General features: G+C 61.5%; 21 protein-coding genes and 1 riboswitch. Of the genes, 13 read left to right on the top strand and 8 right to left on the bottom strand.

All coding sequences use genetic code 11. The features are described from left to right. Nucleotides 1-77: 77 nt before the first annotated feature. Nucleotides 78-2,075, bottom strand: coding sequence for a transketolase (gene tkt, locus HX805_RS04115; RefSeq protein WP_102370080.1), 1,998 nt, complete (start codon nt 2,073-2,075; stop codon nt 78-80). A 249-nt stretch (nt 2,076-2,324) separates the two neighbouring features. Here tkt and HX805_RS04110 point away from each other — a divergent pair, with 249 nt between their 5' ends. The 4 genes from HX805_RS04110 (at nt 2,325) to HX805_RS04095 (ending at nt 6,836) form a co-directional block, all read left to right on the top strand. Further along, a complete protein-coding gene (locus HX805_RS04110; protein ID WP_003216864.1) occupies nt 2,325-3,320 on the top strand; it encodes a metalloregulator ArsR/SmtB family transcription factor in 996 nt (331 codons plus the stop codon). A gap of 19 nt (nt 3,321-3,339) precedes the next feature. Continuing rightward, the gene (gene metK, locus HX805_RS04105; RefSeq protein ID WP_003216863.1) at nt 3,340-4,530 is read left to right on the top strand and encodes a methionine adenosyltransferase; all 1,191 of its coding nucleotides are present in this window, start codon (nt 3,340-3,342) and stop codon (nt 4,528-4,530) included. Nucleotides 4,531-4,673: 143 nt separating this feature from the next. Then, a complete protein-coding gene (ligB, locus tag HX805_RS04100; RefSeq protein ID WP_256344560.1) occupies nt 4,674-6,359 on the top strand; it encodes an NAD-dependent DNA ligase LigB in 1,686 nt (561 codons plus the stop codon). 81 nt (nt 6,360-6,440) lie between these two features. Further along, entirely contained in the window at nt 6,441-6,836 is a 396-nt protein-coding gene (locus tag HX805_RS04095) for a DUF1090 domain-containing protein (RefSeq protein WP_008434082.1), read from the top strand. Between the two features lie 7 nt (nt 6,837-6,843). Here HX805_RS04095 and HX805_RS04090 read toward each other — a convergent pair whose 3' ends face one another. Then, the gene (locus HX805_RS04090) at nt 6,844-7,293 is read right to left on the bottom strand and encodes a cytochrome c (protein WP_008434083.1); all 450 of its coding nucleotides are present in this window, start codon (nt 7,291-7,293) and stop codon (nt 6,844-6,846) included. Nucleotides 7,294-7,421: 128 nt separating this feature from the next. On the opposite strand from HX805_RS04090, the gene HX805_RS04085 reads away from it, so the two are divergent. Continuing rightward, the gene (locus tag HX805_RS04085) at nt 7,422-8,591 is read left to right on the top strand and encodes a murein transglycosylase A (RefSeq protein WP_177080638.1); all 1,170 of its coding nucleotides are present in this window, start codon (nt 7,422-7,424) and stop codon (nt 8,589-8,591) included. 141 nt (nt 8,592-8,732) lie between these two features. Here HX805_RS04085 and HX805_RS04080 read toward each other — a convergent pair whose 3' ends face one another. After that, nucleotides 8,733-9,119, bottom strand: coding sequence for an MAPEG family protein (locus HX805_RS04080; protein ID WP_003216858.1), 387 nt, complete (start codon nt 9,117-9,119; stop codon nt 8,733-8,735). Nucleotides 9,120-9,150: 31 nt separating this feature from the next. Beyond that, nucleotides 9,151-9,984, bottom strand: a complete 834-nt coding sequence (locus tag HX805_RS04075; RefSeq protein ID WP_063026578.1) for an EamA family transporter — start codon at nt 9,982-9,984, stop codon at nt 9,151-9,153. A gap of 454 nt (nt 9,985-10,438) precedes the next feature. Here HX805_RS04075 and HX805_RS04070 point away from each other — a divergent pair, with 454 nt between their 5' ends. Next, nucleotides 10,439-11,704, top strand: a complete 1,266-nt coding sequence (locus tag HX805_RS04070) for a sodium:proton antiporter (protein ID WP_008434094.1) — start codon at nt 10,439-10,441, stop codon at nt 11,702-11,704. Here the strand turns inward: HX805_RS04070 and HX805_RS04065 are convergent. Both HX805_RS04065 and HX805_RS04060 read right to left on the bottom strand, forming a co-directional pair. Further along, nucleotides 11,698-12,585, bottom strand: coding sequence for a formate/nitrite transporter family protein (locus HX805_RS04065; RefSeq protein WP_008434095.1), 888 nt, complete (start codon nt 12,583-12,585; stop codon nt 11,698-11,700). The two genes, HX805_RS04070 and HX805_RS04065, sit on opposite strands and share 7 nt — an antisense overlap. A gap of 77 nt (nt 12,586-12,662) precedes the next feature. Then, the gene (locus HX805_RS04060) at nt 12,663-13,067 is read right to left on the bottom strand and encodes an acyl-CoA thioesterase (RefSeq protein ID WP_003216852.1); all 405 of its coding nucleotides are present in this window, start codon (nt 13,065-13,067) and stop codon (nt 12,663-12,665) included. Nucleotides 13,068-13,265: 198 nt separating this feature from the next. Next, nucleotides 13,266-13,371, top strand: a riboswitch (S-adenosyl-L-homocysteine riboswitch). 21 nt (nt 13,372-13,392) lie between these two features. Here HX805_RS04060 and ahcY point away from each other — a divergent pair. The 5 genes from ahcY (at nt 13,393) to HX805_RS04035 (ending at nt 19,960) form a co-directional block, all read left to right on the top strand. Beyond that, nucleotides 13,393-14,802, top strand: a complete 1,410-nt coding sequence (gene ahcY / locus HX805_RS04055; RefSeq protein WP_003216850.1) for an adenosylhomocysteinase — start codon at nt 13,393-13,395, stop codon at nt 14,800-14,802. Between the two features lie 174 nt (nt 14,803-14,976). Next, nucleotides 14,977-15,822 carry a methylenetetrahydrofolate reductase [NAD(P)H] gene (gene metF / locus HX805_RS04050; RefSeq protein WP_008434100.1) on the top strand — a complete coding sequence of 282 codons (846 nt, stop codon included), beginning with the start codon at nt 14,977-14,979 and terminating at the stop codon, nt 15,820-15,822. Between the two features lie 75 nt (nt 15,823-15,897). Further along, entirely contained in the window at nt 15,898-16,980 is a 1,083-nt protein-coding gene (locus HX805_RS04045; protein ID WP_177080637.1) for a hypothetical protein, read from the top strand. 70 nt (nt 16,981-17,050) lie between these two features. Then, a complete protein-coding gene (locus HX805_RS04040) occupies nt 17,051-17,854 on the top strand; it encodes an ABC transporter substrate-binding protein (RefSeq protein WP_087693230.1) in 804 nt (267 codons plus the stop codon). Nucleotides 17,855-18,076: 222 nt separating this feature from the next. Next, nucleotides 18,077-19,960 (top strand): DEAD/DEAH box helicase, encoded by a 1,884-nt coding sequence (locus HX805_RS04035; RefSeq protein WP_177080636.1) that lies wholly within the window; start codon nt 18,077-18,079, stop codon nt 19,958-19,960. 69 nt (nt 19,961-20,029) lie between these two features. On the opposite strand, the gene HX805_RS04030 is transcribed toward HX805_RS04035, so the two are convergent. Then, complete coding sequence (locus HX805_RS04030) at nt 20,030-20,626, bottom strand: YceI family protein (protein ID WP_003216844.1); 597 nt, start codon at nt 20,624-20,626, stop codon at nt 20,030-20,032. Between the two features lie 32 nt (nt 20,627-20,658). Beyond that, nucleotides 20,659-21,210: a cytochrome b gene (locus tag HX805_RS04025; protein ID WP_003216842.1), complete on the bottom strand. Its 552-nt coding sequence runs from the start codon at nt 21,208-21,210 to the stop codon at nt 20,659-20,661. Between the two features lie 280 nt (nt 21,211-21,490). Between HX805_RS04025 and HX805_RS04020 the strand changes: the two genes are divergently transcribed. Next, on the top strand, nt 21,491-22,897 hold the full coding sequence (locus tag HX805_RS04020; protein WP_177116623.1) for an adenosylmethionine--8-amino-7-oxononanoate transaminase: 1,407 nt from the start codon (nt 21,491-21,493) through the stop codon (nt 22,895-22,897). Nucleotides 22,898-22,983: 86 nt separating this feature from the next. Further along, nucleotides 22,984-23,703: a 16S rRNA (uracil(1498)-N(3))-methyltransferase gene (locus HX805_RS04015; RefSeq protein WP_087693231.1), complete on the top strand. Its 720-nt coding sequence runs from the start codon at nt 22,984-22,986 to the stop codon at nt 23,701-23,703. Nucleotides 23,704-23,739: the final 36 nt, after the last annotated feature.

Below are 23,739 nucleotides of genomic sequence, written 5' to 3'. Positions count from 1 at the left end.
GGCTTGGGGCCGCTTCGCAGCCCAGCGGGAGCAAGCTCCCTCGCCACAACAAGCTCGCTCCTACAAGGGGACGCGCTTTAGTCTTCCAGCAGCTCTTCAGCCTGACCCAGGATGTTTTCCAGGGTGAAACCGAACTCTTCGAACAACGCTGGCGCCGGCGCCGACTCACCGTAGGTGGTCATGCCGATCACGCGACCTTCCAGGCCCACGTACTTGTACCAGTAGTCGGCGTGAGCCGCTTCGATGGCGATACGTGCGCTGACCTGCAACGGCAACACCGATTGCTTGTAGTCGGCGTCCTGGGCTTCGAAGACGCTGGTGCACGGCATGGAAACCACACGCACGTTGCGACCGGCGGCAGTCAGCTTGTCGTACGCCTGAACCGCCAGGCCCACTTCGGAACCGGTGGAGATCAGGATCAGCTCCGGCTCGCCGATGCAGTCTTTCAGCACGTAGCCACCACGGCTGATGCCTTCGATCTGCGCCGCGTCGCGGGTTTGGTGCTGCAGGTTCTGACGGGAGAAGATCAGCGCCGAAGGACCGTCCTTGCGCTCGATTGCGTGCTTCCAGGCCACAGCCGATTCGACCGCGTCCGATGGGCGCCAGGTGTCCAGGTTCGGCGTGGTGCGCAAGCTGGTCAATTGCTCGACCGGCTGGTGCGTCGGGCCGTCTTCGCCCAGGCCGATGGAGTCGTGGGTGTAGACGAAGATCACACGCTTCTTCATCAACGACGCCATGCGTACGGCGTTGCGCGCGTATTCCATGAACATCAGGAAGGTCGCGCCGTAAGGCACCAGGCCGCCGTGCAGGGCAACGCCGTTCATGATGGCGCTCATGCCGAACTCGCGCACGCCGTAGTACATGTAGTTGCCGCTGGCGTCTTCCGCCGAGACACCTTTGCAACCTTTCCACAGGGTCAGGTTGGAACCGGCCAGGTCAGCCGAACCGCCGAGGAACTCAGGCAGCAGCGGGCCGAACGCGTTCAGGGTGTTCTGGCTGGCTTTACGGCTGGCGATGGTTTCGCCCTTGGCCGCCACTTCGGCAATGTAGGCCGAGGCTTTTTCAGCGAAGTCGGCAGGCAGGTCACCGGCCAGGCGGCGAACCAGTTCGTTGGCCAACTCAGGGAATTCGGCGGAGTAGGCCGCGAAACGCTGGTCCCACTCGGCTTCGACCGCCAGGCCGGCTTCCTTGGCGTTCCACTCGGCGTAGATGTCAGCCGGGATTTCGAACGGGCCGTGGTTCCACTTCAGCGCAGCGCGGGTCAGGGCGATTTCCGCGTCACCCAGTGGGGCGCCGTGGCAATCTTCCTTGCCTTGCTTGTTCGGCGAACCGAAACCGATGGTGGTCTTGCAGCAGATCAGGGTTGGCTGCTCGCTCTTGCGGGCGGTGTCGATGGCGGTCTTGATCTCTTCAGGATCGTGGCCGTCGACGTTGCGGATCACCTGCCAGTTGTAGGCTTCGAAACGCTTAGGCGTGTCGTCGGTGAACCAGCCTTCGACTTCGCCGTCGATGGAGATGCCGTTGTCATCGTAGAAGGCGATCAGCTTGCCCAGGCCCAGGGTACCGGCCAGGGAGGCGACTTCGTGGGAAATGCCTTCCATCATGCAGCCATCACCGAGGAACACGTAGGTGTGGTGGTCGACAATGTTGTGGTTCGGGCGGTTGAACTGCGCAGCCAGCACTTTTTCAGCCAGGGCAAAACCCACGGCGTTGGCCAGGCCCTGGCCCAGTGGACCGGTGGTGGTCTCAACGCCAGGGGTGTAGCCGTATTCCGGGTGGCCCGGGGTGCGGCTGTGGATCTGGCGGAAGTTTTTCAGGTCGTCGATGGTGACGTCGTAACCGGTCAGGTGCAGCAACGAGTAGATCAGCATCGAGCCGTGGCCGTTGGACAGGATGAACCGGTCACGGTCGGCGAACGACGGGTTGCTCGGGTTGTGTTTCAGGTAGTCACGCCAAAGTACCTCGGCGATATCCGCCATGCCCATCGGGGCACCGGGATGGCCGCTGTTGGCTTTTTGCACGGCATCCATGCTGAGGGCACGAATGGCGTTGGCACGCTCACGACGGCTGGGCATCGCTGATCTCCTGGAGGTTGAATAAAAGAAACGGAAAAAAGGATCGGCATTTTCCCTCAGCCACGGCCCTCGGGGCAATGACAGATAGTCACTTGGGGGTGTTTTTCCTGCGGATTGACTGGAGAAACCGCCCCCCGCTTCGTCCATGGGTTATAGCGGCTGCTTATAACCACCGATTATCGACCAATATCAAAACTTTTTGATATTGCCCTTGCGGGGTTTTCCCACCGTCACTAGACTGCTGGCCTTATGAACCTGAGCGCACCTTCCATTCGACCCGACGACAGCGACGAGCTGGCGGCCCTGTGCAAGGCCGGTGGCGATCCGTTGCGCCTGAATGTGTTGCGCGCGCTGACCAACGATTCGTTCGGGGTACTGGAGCTGGCGCAGATCTTCGCCATCGGCCAATCCGGCATGAGCCACCACTTGAAGGTACTGGCCCAGGCCGACCTGGTGGCGACCCGCCGCGAGGGCAATGCGATTTTTTACCGTCGCGCCCTGCCCCACACCGAGCAACTGGGCGGCAAGCTGCACGCCGCGCTGCTCGAAGAAATAGACAGCCTGGCGCTGCCGGCTGACGTGCAGTCGCGCATCAGCCAGGTGCACGGGCAACGTGCTGCCGCCAGCCAGGACTTTTTCTCACGGGTAGCCGAGAAGTTTCGCGCCCAGCAGGATCTGATCGCCGGCTTGGCGCAATACCGCGAAAGCGTGCTGGCACTTTTGGACAAGCTGAGCTTCAGTGATGAGGCTACGGCGGTTGAAGTGGGCCCGGGTGATGGCGGCTTCCTGCCGGAGCTGGCGCGGCGCTTTCATCAGGTCACGGCGCTGGACAACAGCCCGGCGATGCTGGAGCTGGCCCGCCAATTGTGTGAGCGCGAAGCGCTGGGCAATGTCCACCTGCAGTTGGCGGACGCCCTGAATGACACCAGCCTGCGGGCCGATTGCGTGGTGCTGAACATGGTCCTGCACCATTTCGCCGCCCCGGCAGACGCCCTCAGGCAGATGGCGAATTTGCTGCAACCAGGCGGCAGCCTGTTGGTCACGGATTTATGCAGCCACAACCAGAGTTGGGCCAGGGAAGCCTGCGGTGATCTCTGGCTGGGTTTTGAACAGGACGATCTGGCCCGTTGGGCCACCGCTGCGGGACTCGTTCCCGGGGAAAGCCTCTATGTAGGTTTACGTAATGGTTTCCAGATTCAGGTCCGCCATTTTCAGCGGCCGGCTGGCGACACTCACCATCGGTAAATATCAGGAAAACATCGAGATGAGCGAATACTCCCTTTTCACCTCCGAGTCCGTGTCTGAAGGGCATCCGGACAAAATCGCCGACCAGATCTCTGACGCGGTGCTGGACGCCATCATCGCTGAAGACAAGTTCGCCCGAGTGGCGTGCGAGACTCTGGTGAAAACGGGCGTGGCGATCATCGCCGGCGAAGTCACCACCTCTGCCTGGGTAGACCTGGAGCAGATCGTGCGTGATGTGATCATCGACATCGGCTACAACAGCTCCGACGTCGGCTTCGACGGTGCGACCTGCGGCGTGATGAACATCATCGGCAAGCAGTCCCCTGACATCAACCAGGGTGTCGACCGTGCCAAGCCTGAAGATCAGGGCGCCGGCGACCAGGGCCTGATGTTCGGCTATGCCAGCAACGAAACCGACGTGCTGATGCCGGCACCGATCACCTTCTCCCACCAGTTGGTGAAGCGCCAGGCCGAAGCCCGTAAATCCGGTGCATTGCCATGGCTGCGCCCGGACGCCAAGTCCCAGGTGACCTGCCGTTATGAAGGCGGCAAAGTCGTCGCCATCGACGCGGTGGTACTGTCGACCCAGCACAACCCGGACGTTTCCTACGCCGACCTGCGCGAAGGCGTCATGGAGCTGATCGTCAAGCACGTGCTGCCTGCCGAACTGCTGACCAAGGACACCCAGTTCCACATCAACCCGACCGGCCAGTTCATCATCGGTGGCCCGGTGGGCGACTGCGGCCTGACCGGTCGCAAGATCATCGTCGACAGCTACGGCGGCATGGCCCGTCACGGCGGTGGCGCGTTCTCCGGCAAGGATCCATCCAAGGTTGACCGTTCGGCGGCCTACGCCGGTCGTTACGTGGCCAAGAACATCGTGGCCGCCGGCCTGGCCGAGCGTTGCGAGATTCAGGTGTCCTACGCAATCGGTGTGGCCCAGCCTACGTCGATCTCGCTGAACACCTTCGGTACCGGCAAGATCAGCGACGACAAGATCGTCAAGCTGGTGCGTGAGATCTTCGACCTGCGTCCGTACGCAATCACCACCATGCTCGACCTGCTGCACCCGATGTACCAGGAAACTGCGGCCTACGGCCACTTCGGTCGTACCCCTGAGCAGAAGACTGTCGGCAACGACACGTTCACTACGTTCACCTGGGAAAAGACCGACCGTGCCAACGACCTGCGTACTGCCGCCGGCCTGTAATCGTCCTACGGTGTACACAAAGCCCCGGCGTTCTGTTCAAGCGAGCAGAAACATCGGGTAAAAAGCCTCGCGGTTGCGGGGCTTTTTTATGCCCGCGGGGATGGCTTAGGCTGGGCGCCCTTTTCAGAGCAAGGATGCTCATGATGACGTCACTTATGCGCTGGCTGTTTTTCCTTTTACTCAGCTTCTCGCCGCTCACTGCGTGGTCGCAGGGGTGCCCCGACTGGGAGGCCGATCACGCCCGGGCCCAGATCAGCACCCTGGCGCAACAAATCCGCTTGTGGGATGACAGCTACCACCGGCTCGGCCAGTCATTGATCAGCGATGAGCTGTATGACCAGGCCAGCCAGCGCCTTGCCCAATGGCGCAGGTGTTTCACTCCCTCCGCCCCAGTCACGGACGACCCGCTGGGCAGCTCGCGGGGCACGACCGCCCACCCGACGCCCCACACCGGCCTGGAAAAACTGCTGGACGATAACGCCGTGCAAACCTGGCTGGGGACTCGCCAGGACGTGTGGATCCAGCCCAAGGTCGATGGCGTCGCCGTCACGCTGGTTTACCGCAAGGGCCGGTTGAGCCGGGTCATCAGTCGCGGCGATGGCCGGCTGGGCCAGGATTGGTCACCCTCCGCCCGCCGGATTCCGGGGATCGTGCAGCAACTGCCCGAGCCCGTTGACCTGTTGTTGCAGGGCGAACTCTATTGGCGACTGAATGACCATGTGCAAGCTGCCAAAGGTGGCCTCGGCGCCCGCGGCAAAGTGGCCGGGCTGATGAATCGCCGGCAGTTGAGCGACGCCGAGGCCGCCAATATCGGTCTGTTTGTCTGGGCCTGGCCCCAGGGCCCTGATGACTTTTCCGAGCGGCTGAGCCAACTGGCGCAATGGGGCTTCACCGACAGCGGGCGCTACAGCCACCCGATCAAGGACATGACCGAAGCGGCGCACTGGCGCAGCTATTGGTACAGCCACCCGCTGCCCTTCGCCAGCGACGGCGTGGTATTGCATCAAGGCCAGCGGGCCCCGGCCGAGCGCTGGCGGGTCAGCGCGCCCTACTGGGCGGTTGCCTGGAAGTACCCGGTGGCCAAGGCATTGGCCCATGTGCGCAAGGTGCACTTCAAGATTGGCCGCACCGGGCGCATCACCTCCATCCTGGAGTTGGAACCGGTACTGCTCGATGACCGGAAGATCAGCCGGGTCAGTGTCGGTTCCCTGAAACGCTGGCGGGAACTGGATATCCGTACTGGCGACCAGGTCTCCATCAGCCTCGCCGGGCACGTCATCCCCCGCCTTGACCGCGTCATCCTGCGCAGCCAGCCACGGGCCGAGTTGCAGGTCCCGCAGGCCAGGGACTTCCACCCCTTGAGTTGCTGGCAACTGGCCCCGGGTTGCGAAGAACAGCTGCTCGCGCGCCTGACCTGGCTGAGCGGCGCCCAGGGCCTGGCCCTGCCACACATCGGCCGCGAAACCTGGAACACCTTGATCCAGGCCGGCCTGATCGACGGCCTGCTCGATTGGTTAACCCTGGATGAGGCAGAGCTTGCTAACATTGATGGCTTCGGCGAACGCAGCAGTGCGCGTTTACTCGACAGCTTGCGCAGCGCCCGGCAGCGACCGTTCGCGCAATGGCTGATGGCCCTGGGAGTACCGCCCACGGCCCGCAACAATCTACAAGGCGGCTGGCAAACCCTGGCCGCCAGAGACACTCAAGCCTGGCTGGCCGAAGACGGCATAGGCCCGGGTCGCGCGGCGCAACTGAGCGCCTTTTTTCGCGACCCGCAGGTGCTGGCCTTGAGTGAAACATTACGGGCTGCCGGGATAGATGGTTTTTGACCTCTGCCCGACGGCATTAACCGGTGCCGGCAGAATTCATCCTGCCCACCTGATTGCGACCTTGTTTGCCTTGGAGCCTTTATGAAATTTCTTGCACCTTTTGCCCTGTTGACCGTCGCTACCCTTATGTCCGCGCCATTGCTGGCAGCCGAGGAAGCTGCGCCACTCACAGGCTGCGCCGCCAAGCGCGAGTCCATCAGCACCCAGATCGAACAAGCCAAGGCCCACGGCAACAGTGAGCAACAAGCCGGCCTGGAAAAAGCCTTGAGTGAAGTCACCGCCAACTGCACCGATGCCTCCTTGAAAAAGGAGCGGGAAAACAAGGTGCTCGACGCCAAGCACGAAGTCAGCCGCCGTCAGGCTGACCTCGACAAGGCCATGAAGAAGGGTGACTCCGACAAGATCAACAAGCGCAAGGACAAGCTGGCCCAGTCACGCAAGGACTTGCAGGAAGCCCTGGACGAACTGGACAAGTAAGACGGCCTCAGTGATCGCGGAACTGTTTATGGCACGCGGTGCAGGCATCTTCGACTTTCTGCACCGCCGGCCCGAGGTTGCTGGCCTTGTAGGGCTGGACCTGGCTGGCGATCACCAATTCACCGGTGGCCGTTTCAAGGTTTCGAGCCATTTCCTGGAAGCGTGCCTGCTGCTGCCACACGTCGTCCTTGGCGCTGGTGTGGTCTTCTTCACGCACGCTCGGGAAATGTTTCCACGGTTCGTGGGACAACGCATCAAGCTTGACCGCGCCTTCGGCAAATTTGCCGCCGTCGAATGGAATGCGCCCACGCAACATGCCGCCCAGGTCTTCGCCGGTCTTGAGCATCTGCTTGAAAATGGCCTTGCGCTGGCCAAGGGGCGAATTCGGATCAACCCCGCCGCAGGCGGACAGTGTCAGGCAGGCCAGCAATACAACGGTCAGTCTTTTAAAAGTCATGATGGCTCAAGGTCACGGGAAACGGCGGCCAGTATCCTCGCCCCGCCCGCAAAGACCAATACCCCTATTAATAATAAGGGTTGCTCGAACGCCAGCCGATACGAGCAATCGCTTCAGGAATTTTGTGTATGAATATCCGTTTTAAGCCTTGGCGCCGCCTGGTGTGGGCCCTGCCAATGATCGCGCTGCTGGCCGGTTGCGACACCGGCAAGGACGAAAAAGCCAAGCCCCACGCCATTGCAACCTACGTCGGCGCCACCTGGGAAAACCTGCCGGCCGTGTCGGACAGCGACCTGCAAGCCGGCTTCGAATCCTGGCGCAGTGCCTGTCAACGCCTCAAGGCTGACCCGGTATGGGGCGCGACGTGCGCGGCATCGGCCACCGTGCCGTCGACCGCAGTGGCGATTCGTGACTTCCTCAAGGCCAACCTCGACGTCTACGGCCTGCGCTCGGCCGACAACAGCCCCAACGGCCTGATCACAGGCTACTACGAACCGGTTTACCCCGGCAGCCTCACCGAAACCGCCACCGCCCATGTACCGGTGTTCGGCGTGCCGGATGACCTGATCATCGTCAACCTGGAAAGCATCTACCCGGAGCTCAAGGGCAAGCGCCTGCGCGGTCGCCTGGAAGGCCGGGTACTCAAACCCTATGACGACGCCAGCACCATCAACCACCAAGGCTCCACCGCCAAGCCCATCGCCTGGCTGACCAACCCGATGGACCTGCAATTCCTGCAGATCCAGGGTTCGGGTCGTATCCAACTGGCCGACGGCCGCCAATTGCGGGTGGGTTACGGCGACCAGAACGGATACCCGTACCGCCCCATCGGCCGCTGGCTGGTGGAGCAGGGCGAGCTGAAAAAAGAAGACGTGACCATGGGCGCCATCGCTGCCTGGGCCAAGGCGCATCCGCAGCGTATTCCTGAATTGCTGGCAAGCAACCCCAGCTACGTGTTCTTCAGTGCCCGCCCCGACAGCAACGAAGGCCCGCGTGGCTCGCTGAACGTGCCGCTGACTGCGGGGTATAGCGTTGCGGTGGATCGCAAGGTGATTCCACTGGGCAGCCTGTTATGGCTGTCGACTACCCGACCGGACGGCACACCGATTGCCCGCCCGGTGGCCGCGCAGGACACCGGCGGTGCAATTACCGGCGAAGTGCGGGCCGACCTGTTCTGGGGAACCGGTGATGCCGCCGGCGAGTTGGCGGGCAACATGAAGCAGCAGGGCCAGATCTGGATGCTGTGGCCCAAAGGCGCAGCGTTGCCAAAAGTGCCGGACGCGCCGACAGGCACCTGAAGAACACCACTGACCTATGTGGAAGCGGGCTTGTGTGGGAGCGGGCTTGCTCGCGAATGCGTTGGATCAGTCGATACATCCGGTGACTGACTCACCGCATTCGCGAGCAAGCCCGCTCCCACATTTGAACAGTGTCAGGCTTTAGATCGAGACGAAGAAGAAGCTCGCAATCAACGCCATCCCCACCGCCCACACCACCGACCGCAGCATCGCCCAGTCCGCCAGGTAGCAGATGATGTAGAGCAACCGGCTGGTGATGAACAGCACCGCCAGGACGTTGATCGTCACCAGCGACGCAACGCCAGCCAGATGGGCAATGATCACCGCGGCCGCAAAGGCCGGGGTCACTTCGAAGCTGTTGAGTTGCGCACTGTGGGCGCGCTTGGCAAACCCCTCGAGGGTGTCGAGGAACGCCCGCGGGTCATGGTTCTGCCGGGGCCCGAACTTGCCGCCGCTGAACTTGGCCACGCCCGTGCACAGGTACGGCAGAAAAATTGCGATCAACACACACCAGAAAGCGACTGTCATAACCCATTCCTTTTTTAGTTTTATCCGACGGTTAGAGTTTCATCACGAACATGCCGATCAGCACCAACCCACAGGCTATGAGCCGTGGGCGGCCGAAAGGTTCTTTCAGGTAACGCATGCCGAACAGCACCACCAGGATCACACTGACTTCCCGCAGCGCAGCGGCTTCGGCAATCGAGCCCAACTGCATGGCCCAAAGCACCAGAGCGTAGCTCAACAACACGCACAACCCGACACTCAGCCCCAGCCGCCACTGCGTGCGCCAGAACAGCCCGAACGCCGCCCGTTTGCGCACCATCGCCAGCAACGGAAACGGCCATGCGCTTATCAGCGTCAGCCACACCAGGTAGTCCAGCGGGTGTGACCAACGGCGCAATGCCTGGCCATCGAGGAAGGTGTAGCAACCGATGCACAGGCCGATCAACGCCACCACCGGCAGCATCGACCAGGGCAACCGGTCGCCACCGCCGCCCTGCCACAACAGGCACAGCATGCCGAACGGAATCAGCAGAATGCCGAGAATCTGCTGGGTACTGAGCACCTCACCGGCAAACACCAGCGTCAGCGCCAGCACCACCAAAGGCGACAAGCCGCGCATCAATGGGTACACCAGGCCCAGGTCACCCACGCGATAGGCCTGGATCAGCAGGTAGCGGTAGAGCAATTCAAACAACGCCGAGGCGATGATCCACGGCCAGATTTCCAGTGGCGGAAACGATACAAACCCCACCGCCAGCACCACAAACAGCAACGCCACCGTGTCCATGCACGCGATGACCAACAGGCGCTCGCCGCTGAATTTGATCAAGGTATTCCACGTCGCATGCAACAACGCCGCTACCAGTACCAGAGCTGTTGCAATCACGGTGACTCCCCAGTCATAAAAAGCGGAATTGATTCGCCATATTTCAGCACCTGTTTATACTAAAGCCGACCACACCGCACTCAGTTGCGCAAAGACCTGGACCAATAAATTTTTGCTACTGCCCGATCTTCGCCGATCCGGGCGTCGGCATGCGTATGCCTGATCAGAGCGCCGCGATTACCGAAGGAGATCCTCGCATGCCGCTCGGTGCCCTGGATCGGCGGGATGGTGGTGGCGGCACTTTTGTTCATCGAACTGCAACGTCGCCGCCCTGCTGCGGTCAACGTAGCCAACTGATAAATGTGTTCTGTGTGGGAGCTGTCGAGCTTTAGCGAGGCTGCGATGCAGGCGATGCGGTCTTGCAGCCTCACCCAGGTGATGCCATCGCAGCCTCGCTGGGGCTCGACAGCTCCCACATATGATCTCTACTCACTCCTCCATCCAAGGACCCCGGATGCTTGAACTTGTCGCTGCGTTTATTTGCCTCACCACCCTGCTCACCTATGTGAACTACCGCTTCATCGGCCTGCCGCCCACCATCGGTGTGATGGTCACGGCACTGATGTTTTCCCTGCTGCTGCAAGGCTTGAGCTTTATCGGCTACCCCGGCCTTGAAGAGCGCATCCAGCAGTTGATCGGCCAGATCGACTTCGGCGACCTGCTGATGAACTGGATGCTCTCGTTCCTGCTGTTCGCCGGCGCCTTGCACGTCAACCTGAGCGACCTGCGCAGCTACCGCTGGCCCATCGGCCTGCTCGCCACCTTCGGCGTATTGATTGCCACGGTGGTGATCGGCAGCCTGGCCTTCTACATTTTTGCCCTGTTCGGCTGGCACGTGAGTTTCCTGTACTGCCTGCTGTTCGGCGCGCTGATTTCCCCCACCGACCCGATTGCCGTGCTCGGTGTGCTGCGGACCGCCAATGCGTCGAAACCGCTGAAAACCACCATCGTCGGCGAATCGCTGTTCAACGACGGCACCGCGGTGGTGGTGTTCACCGTGTTGCTGGGCATCGCGCAACTGGGCGAGACGCCTACGGTCGGCGCCACGGCCATGCTGTTTGCCCATGAGGCGATTGGCGGCGTGGTGTTTGGCGGGCTGATCGGCTACATCGTGTACCTGATGATCAAGAGCATCGAGCAGTATCAGATCGAAGTGATGCTGACCCTGGCCCTGGTGATCGGCGGCTCGGCGATGGCCACTGAACTGCACGTCTCGGCACCCATTGCGATGGTGGTGGCGGGCCTGATCATCGGCAACCTCGGCCGCAAGCTGGCGATGAACGACATGACCCGGCGCTACCTGGACGGTTTCTGGGAACTGCTCGATGACATGCTCAACGCCCTGCTGTTTGCGCTGATCGGCATGGAACTGCTGCTGTTGCCGTTCAACTGGCTGCACGTGTTGGCCGCCAGTTTGCTGGCGGTGGCAATCCTGTTGTCACGCCTGCTGACGGTGGCCCCGGCGATCCTGCTGCTGCGCCGCTGGCGCACGGTGCCCCGCGGCACCATCCGTATCCTCACCTGGGGTGGCTTGCGCGGCGGGGTTTCCGTGGCACTGGCCCTGGCCCTGCCACTGGGCCCGGAGCGTGACTTGCTGCTGAGCATCACCTACATCGTGGTGCTGTCTTCGATCCTGTTGCAGGGCTTGAGCATCGGCAAGCTGGTCAAGCATGTGACCAAGGATGAGCCGGCGCCTGCTGCGGCGCCGGAGACTCACTGACCCTTGTTGATCTGCTGCGGATGCCTCGGGTCCGCAGCGGCTTTGCCCGGCAGGCTGCTTTCGCTGCGAATCTGCGCATGGCTGATCAGCGCAAAGATAAAGCTGCCGCCGATGATATTGCCCGCCAGCGTCGGCCCGGCGAACACCAGCCAGAAGTCTTTCCACGGCAGCTCGCCGGCGAATACCAGGTACGACACTTCCGCCGAGCCCACCACGATGTGAGTGAAGTCTCCCAGTGCCATCAGGTAGGTGATCAGGATGATGATCCAGATTTTGGCGCTTTCCATGGATGGGATCATCCACACCATGGTGGCGATCATCCAGCCCGACACGATGCCCTTGGCGAACATCTGGTAGGCGTCGTTTTCCATGACCTTGCGCCCGATTTCCAGGAAGGCCAGGTCGGTCTTGGTGTCAAAGATCGGCAAGTGCAGCATCACATACGCCACCAGCAAGGTGCCGCACAGGTTGCCCACCAGCACCACGGCCCATAAACGCAGCAGGCGTGCGAAATTCTTCAGCGTGGGTTTGCTCATCACCGGCAACACCGCGGTCAGGGTGTTTTCGGTGAATAACTGCTGACGGGCGAGGATCACGGCAAGAAAGCCGGCGCAGTAACCAAAACTGGCGATCACCTTGAACTCTTCGCCATCCGGCAGGCGCGAGTTGAGCAAGCCCATGCCCATCAGTGACAGGCCCATGGTCAGGCCGGCGGCCAGCGCCGACCACCACAACGCGGCGACGTTGCGCTCCAGTTCCTGATCGCCTTGAGTGCGGATGATTTCATGCAGAACCGCCGCGCGAGGCGGCTGGTTCTTGTCGACGTCGTGCTGCTCTTCCTGCGACAGATTGGGGGTCTTGCCGTCTTCTTGCGTGGCCATGGTGATACCTGAACGGGGGGGCGATGTTCAGGTACGACCTATGGTTGATCAAGAGCGTTCACTGGCCCTGCGCAGGATTACTCGCCGAGGCCTTCCGACTGGAACTGATCCTTCACGTACTTGATCTCGGTACGGCCGTGGGGCGCCGGCAACCCGTCTTCGCCCAGGTTCACGAAGACCATTTTTTCCACCGTCAGAATGCTCTTGCGCGTGATCTTGTTGCGCACTTCACAGGTCAGGGTGATGGAGGTGCGACCGAACTCGGTGGCGGTGATGCCCAGTTCGATGATGTCGCCCTGGCGCGAGGCGCTGACGAAGTTGATTTCGGAGATGTACTTGGTCACCACCCGCTGGTTGCCCAACTGGACAATCGCGTAAATGGCCGCTTCTTCGTCGATCCAGCGCAGCAGGCTGCCACCGAACAGGGTGCCGTTGGGGTTGAGGTCTTCGGGTTTTACCCATTTGCGGGTGTGGAAGTTCATGTTCACTCCAAAGCGTGTTGCGAAATGATGGGCAACATCATGGCAGAGGCCGGGCCCAAGCTCTATGAGCCATTGCCTATCAACCCCATGAGCGATCTTCATGCCGCCGACAGAAAGGCTTTAGAAGTCAGGCGCAGGCGGCTATAATCGCCTCCGCTTCAAAACGGTCATCTTCGATTGATACCGTTCTCCCGCCACCTGTCCGAGGGGCGCTGCAGCAGGCTCGACCTGTCAGGCTCGGATGGGGCGTTGTCCGGCCTGGTTAGCCAGCTGGATACTAAACGCACAACGGCGCCCATTCGCACACTACGAATGGAGGCTCTTCATGAGCGCTGTAATCACGCCTGCAGGTTTTACCGACTACAAAGTCGCCGACATGTCCCTCGCTGCCTGGGGCCGTCGCGAAACCTTTATCGCCGAATCCGAAATGCCAGCCCTGATGGGCCTGCGTCGCAAGTACGCCGCTGAGCAGCCGCTCAAGGGCGCGAAGATTCTCGGCTGCATCCACATGACCATTCAGACTGCCGTGCTGATCGAAACCCTGGTTGCCCTGGGTGCCGAAGTACGCTGGTCGTCCTGCAACATTTTCTCGACTCAAGACCAGGCCGCTGCCGCTATCGCTGCTGCCGGTATCGCCGTGTTCGCCTGGAAAGGCGAAACCGAAGAAGAGTACGAGTGGTGCCTGGAGCAAACCATCCTCAAGGATGGCAAGCCATGGGACGCCAACATGATCCTCGACGACGGCGGCGACCTGACCGAGCTGCTGCACAAGAAATACCCGCAGATCCTCGACCGCGTCCACGGCGTGACCGAAGAAACCACCACCGGCGTTCACCGCCTGCTGGACATGCTGGCCAAGGGCGAGCTGAAAATCCCGGCCATCAACGTCAACGACTCGGTGACCAAGAGCAAGAACGACAACAAGTACGGCTGCCGTCACAGCCTGAACGATGCGATCAAGCGCGGCACCGACCACCTGTTGTCCGGCAAGCAAGCGCTGGTGATCGGCTACGGTGACGTGGGCAAGGGTTCGTCCCAGTCCCTGCGTCAGGAAGGCATGATCGTTAAAGTCTCCGAAGTCGACCCGATCTGCGCCATGCAAGCCTGCATGGACGGTTTCGAAGTGGTTTCGCCGTTCATCAACGGCCAGAACGACGGCACCGAAGCCAGCATCGACAAGGCCCTGCTGGGCAAGATCGACCTGATCGTGACCACCACCGGCAACGTGAACGTGTGCGACTCGAACATGCTCAAGGCCCTGAAAAAGCGCGCCGTGGTGTGCAACATCGGTCACTTCGACAACGAAATCGACACCGCTTTCATGCGCAAGAACTGGGCATGGGAAGAAGTGAAGCCACAGGTACACAAGGTTCACCGTACCGGTGCTGGCGATTTCGACCCGCAGAACGATGACTACCTGATCCTGCTGGCCGAAGGCCGTCTGGTGAACCTGGGCAACGCCACTGGCCACCCAAGCCGCATCATGGATGGCTCGTTCGCCAACCAGGTACTGGCGCAGATCTTCCTGTTCGGCCAGAAATACGCCGACCTGTCGCCCGCCCAGAAAGCCGAGCGCCTGACCGTGGAAGTACTGCCGAAGAAACTCGACGAAGAAGTGGCCCTGGAAATGGTCCGCGGCTTCGGCGGCGTAGTGACTCAACTGACCAAGACCCAGGCCGACTACATCGGCGTGACGGTCGAAGGCCCGTTCAAGCCGCACGCTTACCGCTACTGATTTGCCTGCTGCCTGCTCCCCATGTGGGGGCAGGCTTTTGTGGGAGCGGGCTTGCTCGCGAAGGCGGTGTGTCAGTCGACTTATCTACTACTGACATACCGCCTTCGCGAGCAAGCCCGCTCCCACATTGACGGTGTGCACCTTCTGGCTTTATGAGTTTCCATAGGTATGACCATGTCCCAAGACCGTCGCTACAGCTTCGAGTTCTTCCCGACCAAGACCGATGCTGGGCATGAAAAACTGATGGCAACTGCCAAGCAGTTGGCCAGCTACCACCCCGATTTCTTCTCCTGCACCTACGGTGCCGGTGGCTCCACCCGCGATCGCACGATCAACACCGTGCTGCAGCTGGAAAGCCAAGTCAAAGTACCTGCAGCTCCGCATTTGTCCTGCGTGGGCGACAGCAAGGCCGACCTGCGCAGCCTGCTGACCCAATACAAGCAAGCCGGCATCAAGCGCATCGTCGCCCTGCGCGGTGACCTGCCGTCCGGGATGGGCATGGCCAGCGGCGAGCTGCGCTACGCCAATGACCTGGTGAGCTTCATTCGCGAAGAAACCGGCGATCACTTCCACATCGAAGTGGCCGCTTATCCGGAGATGCACCCCCAGGCGCGCAATTTCGAAGACGATCTGCAGAATTTCGTGCGCAAGGCCAACGCCGGCGCCAACAGCGCGATCACCCAGTACTTCTTCAACGCAGAGAGCTACTTCTACTTCGTTGAGCGTGTACAAGCGATGGGCGTGAACATCCCGATCGTGCCGGGCATCATGCCGATCACCAACTACAGCAAACTGGCGCGCTTCTCTGACGCCTGCGGCGCGGAAATCCCACGCTGGATTCGTAAACAACTGGAAGCCTACGGCGACGACGTCAAGAGCATCCAGGCGTTCGGCGAACAGGTCATCAGCGAAATGTGTGAACAATTGTTGCAAGGTGGCGCGCCAGGGTTGCACTTCTATACCCTGAACCAGGCTGAGCCAAGCCTCGCTGTCTGGAACAACCTGAAGCTGCCACGCTAAGGTCTGTTCCGAAATGCAAAGGCCCTCATAATGAGGGCCTTTGCCGTTCTAAACGCCCACGGAATTCTGCAGTCCATGAATACAACCGCCCCGACGTCCCGCCCGCAACTGGTCTACCTGGTGTTCGGCGCAGAGACTTACCATCAGGAAGCGGTATTCAGCATCGCCAGCGCCCTGTCGTTCCTGCGGGACGAGCCGGACACAGGCATCGACATCCAGGTCTTCACCGACAACCCCGAGCCCTACCGCCTGCTGCCGGTACGGGTACGCCCGCTGGACGAAGCCACGCGCAAACGCTGGAGCGAGCCTCACGGCTACCACTTTCGCACCAAGCACGTAGTGCTGCGGCAAGTGTTGCAAGAATCCGAAGTGGCGCTGCTGATCGACACCGATACGTTTTTCCATCATTCGCCCCTGGCGCTGTTTGAACGCGTGCAACCGGGCACCCTGCTGTGCAACGCCTTCTACACCAAGTACGGCGACAACCACGAAAGCATTCTGTACAGCGCCCTGTACCAGCGCCTGCTGGACATGGGCGTGGCCGACGATGACATGATGACCCTCAATTCCGGGGTCATGGGCCTGACGCAGCAGGACGCGCACATCCTCGACCGCTCGATCGAGTTGATGGACAAACTGTTTCCCCATGCCCAGGGCGCCTACACCCTGGAAGAGTTCTGCCTGTCCATTGCCGCCTATCGCACCCTCAACGTGCGCGAATGCCCGGACCTGATCCACCATTACTGGAGCCGCAAGCAGCTGTTCCGGGCCAAGGTCAAGGCGTGGATCGCCAAGCATGGGGCAAACCCCACCAGCGCCACGGCCCTGGATGACACGCGCCAGGTTTCCGCCCACCTGCCCCGCCCGCCTCGTCTGCAACGCTTGATGTACAAGCTGATCACCCTGGCATTGCCCAAGCACCAACAGCAGTTCATCCGGGAAATCCTCTACGGCTGCTACGAACATGAAAACGAGTTCGACCAGGCGTGTGGCCCGGTTTGGTGGGACAAGGCCCGACAAAACCAGGAAGAGCGCCAGGGTCGACCGGTGGATGCCCATCTGCTGGAGCACTGGTTTGACAATCCCGTGGTGCGGCTGATTCTCGGCGAGCGGCGCGAGGCGATCTACGAACACCTGATCAAATCTCCGGGCAAGTAAACCTGGCGGGCGCCCGCAGATCACTGTGCCAGAGCTTCTCTTTAGCCCGATACAGTCGTAATCTCAGGGTATGCCTGTCACTTTCCGGTTATTGACTGCTGTTCTTTTCGCTTGCCTGAGCCTCGGTGCCCATGGCGAGAAACTGCGCATTGTCACCGAGCCCTGGGCGCCTTACGTCTACGACGACAACGGCACCATGCGCGGGCTCGACTACGAGACCACGGTGATCGTGTTCCAGCGCCTGGGCATCGATGTGGATTGGCAATTCCTGCCCTGGAAGCGCTGCCTGGCGATGCTCGACCAGGGCCAGGCCGACGGCGCACTGGATATTTTCCATAGCCATGAACGCGACGCGGTGCTGCTGTACCCCAGCGAGCCGCTGTCCGAGGTGGAGTTCGTGCTGTTCTACGCCAATCAGCGCCCACACCCGTTCCAGACCTTCGACGACCTGCGCGGCCTGACCATCGGCACCTCGCCAGGCTACCTCTATGGCGCCGAATTCAGCGAGTCCACCCTCTTCAAGCAGGAGCCGGCCGCCAGCCATGAGGCCAACTTCGGCAAACTGGCCCTTGGCCGGATCGACCTGGTGATCACGGACCGTCGGGTTGGCCAGCATGTACTCAAGGCCCTTGGACTTGAGGACCAGGTCACCCAGGCACCCCAGGTAGTCAGCAGCCAGCCACAGTTCCTGGCCGTGCGCCGCGGTGCCGGCATGGATTTGCTGGTGCAACGCTTCGCCGCCGAACTCAAACGCTTCAAGCAAGAGCCTGCCTACGCGGCCTTGAGTGCCAAATATGCGGGCAGCAGCCCGCAAACCAGCGCATCAGCCCTGCCCGTACGCACCGTTGAGCAGCAGGAAAGCGGCGCAGAGTGATTGCTCTGTTATACTCCGGCCTTTCCGCCAGGCTTACGCCCGGACGCTTCGGTCTTGCAAAAGGCACCCGACCCCGCTACAGCGCAGCTTTCAAGCCCGCGCGAGCCGTCTGAGTGCCCGCCAGCCCCAGCAGGACCGGACGGGATTGCGTTCATCTAAACGCCATTCACGCCAGGCAAGACTATCCCTCTGGGCCAAGCCCTAACTAAAACAGGATTACTCATGTCCTTTGCTTCCCTCGGTCTCTCCGAGGCTTTAGTCCGCGCCATCGAGGCAGCGGGCTATACCGAGCCTACTCCGGTGCAACAGCGGGCCATTCCCGCCGTGTTGCAAGGCCGCGACCTGATGGTTGCGGCTCAGACAGGTACTGGTAAAACCGGCGGCTTCGCCCTTCCGATCCTGGAGCGGTTGTTCCCCAACGGTCACCCGGACAAATCCCAGCGTCATGGCCCGCGCCAACCGCGCGTACTGGTCCTGACCCCTACCCGCGAACTCGCCGCCCAAGTGCATGACAGCTTCAAGCTGTATGCCCGCGACTTGAAGTTCGTCAGCGCCTGCATCTTCGGCGGCGTCGGCATGAACCCACAGGTTCAGGCCATGTCCCGTGGTGTCGACGTACTGGTTGCGTGCCCGGGTCGTTTGCTCGACCTGTGCGGCCAAGGCAGCGTCGATTTGTCCCACGTGGAAATCCTCGTGCTGGACGAAGCCGACCGCATGCTCGACATGGGCTTTGTCCATGACGTGAAAAAGGTCCTCGCGCGCCTGCCGGCCAAACGCCAGAACCTGCTGTTCTCGGCCACGTTCTCCAACGACATCACCGCGTTGGCGGGCAAGTTGTTGCACAACCCCGAGCGCATTGAAGTCACGCCGCCGAACACCACGGTCGAGCGTATCGAGCAGCGCGTATTCCGCCTGCCGGCCGCCCACAAGCGTTCGCTGCTGGCCCACCTGATCACCGCCGGCGCGTGGGAACAGGTGCTGGTGTTCACCCGCACCAAGCACGGCGCCAACCGCCTGGCCGAGTACCTGGACAAGCACGGCCTCACCGCCGTCGCGATCCACGGCAACAAGAGCCAGAATGCCCGCACCAAAGCCCTGGCCGACTTCAAGGCCGGTGAAGTGCGCATCCTGGTCGCCACCGACATCGCCGCTCGCGGCCTGGACATCGACCAACTGCCCCACGTGGTCAACTTCGAGCTGCCAAACGTCGACGAAGACTACGTGCACCGTATCGGCCGTACTGGCCGGGCCGGTCGTTCGGGCGAGGCCATTTCCCTGGTCGCACCGGACGAAGAAAAGCTGCTGAAAAGCATCGAGCGCATGACCAAGCAGAAAATCGCCGACGGCGACCTGATGGGCTTCGACTCCAGCGCCGTTGAGGCCGAGAAGCCTGAAGTGCGCGAGCGTCCGGACGTGCGCAACCCGCGTAACAACCCACGCGGTCCGAAGGGCGATGGCCCGAACGGCGGCGGCGGTGGTGGCGGTCGTAAAGACAAGGGCAAGGACAAGGGCGGCAAGGACAAGGCTGCGACCAATGGCCGTGGCGAACGCCCGGCCCGTGAGCAAAAGCCCCGTGAAGGCACCCCGGCCCGCGAACAGCGCCAGCCAAGCCAGCCGCCACGTGCTGCTGCCGACCGTGCTCCGGACGAGTTCCTGGACGACGACGTGGACAACTTCGGTAACCGCGTTGACTACGTGCCCCAGGCCAAGCCGGCCCAGGGCCGTGGTCGTCGTCCGGGCGCTCCAGCCCAGGGCGCAGGCGCCAGTACTCCGCGTACCGGCGGGCAGCCACAAGGTCGCCAGAACGGTCCGCGCAGCAGCAACGGCGCCACCACCGGCACCCCGCCTGCCAAGCGCAGCGGCCCGCGCAACGGTGCACCGCGTGACGGCCAGGCCCGTCGCGAAGAGTCGCGCAACCGTCGCCCGGCGCGTGATGATCAACCTCGTCTGTCGGAGCCAGCGGTGCAAAACCCGCGCGGCGGCCCGGCACCGAAGATCATCCACAAAGAGTCGAAAAGCGATCGCACGCTGACACCTGAGCAGTTGGATCAACTGCCGGGCCGTCCACGTGGTGAAAAACCGGCGTTGCTGACCCGCAACCGCTGAGTTTTCAAAGCGCCATAAAAAATGCCCCGGATCGCGAGATCCGGGGCATTTTTGTGTGGCCGGCGAAAATTACTTCGCTTTCACACCTTCAAACGTCACGTACAGCTCAACGTTGTTGGACGCTGGACCCAGGTCCATCTGCTTGCCGAAGTCCTGGCGATTGAAGGAGGTAGTACCTTCAAAGCCGGCACGGTAGCCGCCCCATGGATCCTTGCCTTCACCCAGGAAGGTCGCCTTGACGACGATCGGCTTGGTCACGCCGTGAAAGGTCAGGTCGCCGGTCACGTCAGCAGTGACTTGGCCAGCGGCATTCTTGCCAGTGGTCTTGACGCTGGTGGAGACGAACTTGGCATCGGCAAACTTGCCAACGTCCAGGAAGTCTTTGCTGGCGATGTGCTTGTCACGTTCGGCGTGGTTGGTGAACACGCTGGCGGTGCGGACGTTGAACTCAATCTTGCTGTCTTCAGGCTTGGCAGCATCGAAGCTGAACTTGCCGTCCAGGTCCTTGAAGGTACCGGTGATGAAGCTGTAGCCCAAGTGGCTGATCTTGAAGTCAACGAAGGCGTGCTGGCCTTCCTTGTCGACAACGTAGTCAGCTGCCATCGCCTGACCGGCAGTCAGCAGGGCAGAACCGATGGCCAGAGCGGCGAGAGTCTTTTTCAACATGCTTTCTATTCCTTGTGAGTCGAGGTTGAACATCAGGCTTTGCGCCCCAGCATACGAACCAGGGTCACATCACGATCAATGAAATGGTGTTTCAACGCGGCCACGCCATGCAGGCCGGCGAACACCACCAATACCCAGGCCAGGTACAAATGCACCACGCCTGCAGTGTCTGCCTGGTCCGGTAGCCCGGAAACCAGCGCAGGAATCTCAAACAAGCCAAACACCGGGATCCCGACACCGTCTGCGGTGGAAATCAGGTAACCGGCAATCATCACGGCAAACAGCCCGAGATACAGGAACGCGTGGCCAAACGCAGCCCCCAGACGCGTCATGCGGCTATAGCTGGCAAGCGGTGGCGGCGGCGGGCTGACCAGGCGCCAGACGATCCGCACGAGCATGATGGCGAACAGCGTAATGCCGATGCTCTTGTGCAGGTCCGGGGCGTCTTTGCGCCAGGCACTGTAGTAGTCGAGACCGACCATCCACAGGCCCAATGCGAACAGACCGAACACCACCAGGGCCACGCCCCAGTGCAAAACGATGCTGACCCAGCCATAGCGGGCCGGTGAATTACGTAGTTGCATGTCCCAAATCCCGTAAGAGCTGTGGCAAGACTATCGATTTACCTATCGAATTAAAGCGGAAAATTTCGCTTTGAAATATCGAGAAATACGATCAAGAGCGTATGCAGAGTAAGTTAACAAGAGATTAAGGACTATCCAGAAGAAACGTGACGGACTGTCCTGCGTTTACCACCAATTTACGCTTCAGACTCGCAATGGGTTGTGACACAGGCCGGCATTGCATAGGCTTGCGCGATTGTTTCGCCCGCGCACGTCGCGAGCCGCTTCGAGGAGAATAAACATGGGTTTGAATAACCAGTGGATGCAACGCGACCTTGCGGTGCTGTGGCATCCCTGCACCCAGATGAAAGACCACCAGCAACTGCCGCTGATCCCGATCAAGCGCGGTGAAGGCATCTGGCTGGAAGACTTCGAAGGCAAACGCTACCTCGACGCCGTCAGTTCCTGGTGGGTCAACGTGTTTGGCCACGCCAACCCGCGCATCAACCAGCGCATCAAGGACCAGGTCGACCAGCTGGAACACGTGATCCTCGCCGGCTTCAGCCACCAGCCGGTGATCGAGCTGTCCGAGCGCCTGGTGAAGATGACCCCCGAAGGCCTGACCCGCTGCTTCTACGCCGACAACGGCTCGTCGTGCATCGAAGTCGCGCTGAAGATGAGCTTTCACTATTGGCTCAACCGCGGCCTGCCGAACAAAAAGCGCTTTGTCACCCTGACCAACAGCTACCACGGCGAAACCATCGCCGCGATGTCGGTGGGCGATGTGCCGCTGTTCACCGAGACCTATAAAGCCCTGCTGCTGGACACCATCAAGGTGCCGAGCCCCGACTGCTACCTGCGCCCCGACGGCATGAGCTGGGAAGAACATTCCCGGAACATGTTCCTGGCCATGGAGCAGACCCTGGCCGAAAACCACGACACCGTGGCCGCCGTGATCGTCGAGCCGCTGATCCAGGGCGCCGGCGGCATGCGCATGTACCACCCGGTGTACCTCAAGCTGCTGCGCGAAGCCTGCGACCGTTATGGCGTGCACCTGATCCACGACGAAATCGCCGTGGGCTTTGGCCGCACCGGTACGATGTTCGCCTGTGAACAGGCCGGCATCCGCCCGGACTTCCTGTGCCTGTCCAAGGCCCTGACCGGCGGCTACCTGCCGCTCGCCGCCGTAGTCACAACCGACGATGTGTACGACGCCTTCTACGACGACTACCCGACCCTGCGCGCCTTCCTGCACTCCCACAGCTACACCGGCAACCCGCTGGCCTGTGCGGCGGCCTTGGCGACCCTGGATATCTTCGAAGAAGACAACGTCATCGAAAACAACAAGGCCCTGGCCCAGCGCATGGCCACCGCCACCGCGCACCTGGTGGACCATCCGCACGTCTCGGAAGTGCGCCAGACCGGCATGGTGCTGGCCATCGAGATGGTGCAGGACAAGGCCACCAAGACCGCCTACCCGTGGCAGGAACGCCGTGGCCTGAAGGTGTTCGAGCATGCGCTGGGGCGAGGCGCGTTGCTGCGGCCGTTGGGCAGCGTGGTGTACTTCCTGCCGCCGTATGTGATCACCCCGGCGCAGATCGACTTCCTGGCTGAAGTGGCCAGCGAAGGGATCGACATTGCCACCAACAGCAAGGTCAGCGTGGCGGTGCCCAAGGATTTCCACCCGGGGTTTCGTGATCCGGGCTGATTGAGTTGATCGTTCCCACGCTCCGCGTGGGAATGCAGCCATGGACGCTCCGCGTCCGCCCTGCACACTATTTCCAGAGAACAGAAATGAGACTGTCCCGCTTTTTTGTCGACGCCCCCCTGAGCCTTGGCGACCACGAGTTGCCGGAAGCCCAGGCGCACTACATCAGCCGCGTATTGCGCATGAGCGAAGGCGACCCCGTGCAGTTGTTCGACGGTTCCGGCCAGGAGTTTCGCGCCAGCTTGCTGGAAGTCGGCAAAAAACGCGTGGTGGTGCAAGTCACCGAAACCTTCGCCGGGCAGGTCGAGTCGCCGTTGCAGATTCACCTCGGCCAGGGCCTGTCCCGTGGCGAGCGGATGGACTGGGCGATCCAGAAAGCCACCGAGCTTGGGGTGAATGAAATCACCCCGATCTTCAGCGACCGCTGCGAAGTGCGCCTCAAGGACGAACGCGCCGACAAACGCCTGCAGCACTGGCGCCAGGTGGCGATCAGCGCGTGCGAGCAGTGCGGTCGCTCGCGAGTGCCGGTGATTCACCCACCGCTGTTGCTGGCGGATTGGTTGAAACAGGCCGAAGCGGATTTGAAGCTGGTGCTGCACCCGGTGGCCGAGCCCCTGGTGAGCCACGCCAAGCCTGGGAGCCTGGCCTTCCTGATCGGGCCGGAGGGTGGATTGACTGATGGGGAAGTCGAAACGGCACAAGGTGCGGGTTTTCATGCCGCACGGCTGGGCCCACGGGTGCTGCGTACCGAAACTGCGCCAGTCGTGGCGCTGGCCGTAGCCCAACAACTCTGGGGCGACTTCTAAACCCGTTTTGCAAACCCAATCAAATGTGGGAGCGGG

Origin of the sequence: Pseudomonas sp. G5001, assembly GCF_013385475.1 — a bacterium.
In the GTDB taxonomy this organism is placed as follows: domain Bacteria; phylum Pseudomonadota; class Gammaproteobacteria; order Pseudomonadales; family Pseudomonadaceae; genus Aquipseudomonas.
This window is presented reverse-complemented; position numbering and strand designations above follow the sequence as displayed.

Coding starts and splice junctions, on each gene's coding strand:
- tkt (WP_102370080.1), bottom strand. CDS start 2,075: ATGCCCAGCCGTCGTGAGCGTGCCAACGCCATTCGTGCCCTCAGCATG.
- HX805_RS04110 (WP_003216864.1), top strand. CDS start 2,325: ATGAACCTGAGCGCACCTTCCATTCGACCCGACGACAGCGACGAGCTG.
- metK (WP_003216863.1), top strand. CDS start 3,340: ATGAGCGAATACTCCCTTTTCACCTCCGAGTCCGTGTCTGAAGGGCAT.
- ligB (WP_256344560.1), top strand. CDS start 4,674: ATGACGTCACTTATGCGCTGGCTGTTTTTCCTTTTACTCAGCTTCTCG.
- HX805_RS04095 (WP_008434082.1), top strand. CDS start 6,441: ATGAAATTTCTTGCACCTTTTGCCCTGTTGACCGTCGCTACCCTTATG.
- HX805_RS04090 (WP_008434083.1), bottom strand. CDS start 7,293: ATGACTTTTAAAAGACTGACCGTTGTATTGCTGGCCTGCCTGACACTG.
- HX805_RS04085 (WP_177080638.1), top strand. CDS start 7,422: ATGAATATCCGTTTTAAGCCTTGGCGCCGCCTGGTGTGGGCCCTGCCA.
- HX805_RS04080 (WP_003216858.1), bottom strand. CDS start 9,119: ATGACAGTCGCTTTCTGGTGTGTGTTGATCGCAATTTTTCTGCCGTAC.
- HX805_RS04070 (WP_008434094.1), top strand. CDS start 10,439: ATGCTTGAACTTGTCGCTGCGTTTATTTGCCTCACCACCCTGCTCACC.
- HX805_RS04065 (WP_008434095.1), bottom strand. CDS start 12,585: ATGGCCACGCAAGAAGACGGCAAGACCCCCAATCTGTCGCAGGAAGAG.
- HX805_RS04060 (WP_003216852.1), bottom strand. CDS start 13,067: ATGAACTTCCACACCCGCAAATGGGTAAAACCCGAAGACCTCAACCCC.
- ahcY (WP_003216850.1), top strand. CDS start 13,393: ATGAGCGCTGTAATCACGCCTGCAGGTTTTACCGACTACAAAGTCGCC.
- metF (WP_008434100.1), top strand. CDS start 14,977: ATGTCCCAAGACCGTCGCTACAGCTTCGAGTTCTTCCCGACCAAGACC.
- HX805_RS04045 (WP_177080637.1), top strand. CDS start 15,898: ATGAATACAACCGCCCCGACGTCCCGCCCGCAACTGGTCTACCTGGTG.
- HX805_RS04040 (WP_087693230.1), top strand. CDS start 17,051: ATGCCTGTCACTTTCCGGTTATTGACTGCTGTTCTTTTCGCTTGCCTG.
- HX805_RS04035 (WP_177080636.1), top strand. CDS start 18,077: ATGTCCTTTGCTTCCCTCGGTCTCTCCGAGGCTTTAGTCCGCGCCATC.
- HX805_RS04030 (WP_003216844.1), bottom strand. CDS start 20,626: ATGTTGAAAAAGACTCTCGCCGCTCTGGCCATCGGTTCTGCCCTGCTG.
- HX805_RS04025 (WP_003216842.1), bottom strand. CDS start 21,210: ATGCAACTACGTAATTCACCGGCCCGCTATGGCTGGGTCAGCATCGTT.
- HX805_RS04020 (WP_177116623.1), top strand. CDS start 21,491: ATGGGTTTGAATAACCAGTGGATGCAACGCGACCTTGCGGTGCTGTGG.
- HX805_RS04015 (WP_087693231.1), top strand. CDS start 22,984: ATGAGACTGTCCCGCTTTTTTGTCGACGCCCCCCTGAGCCTTGGCGAC.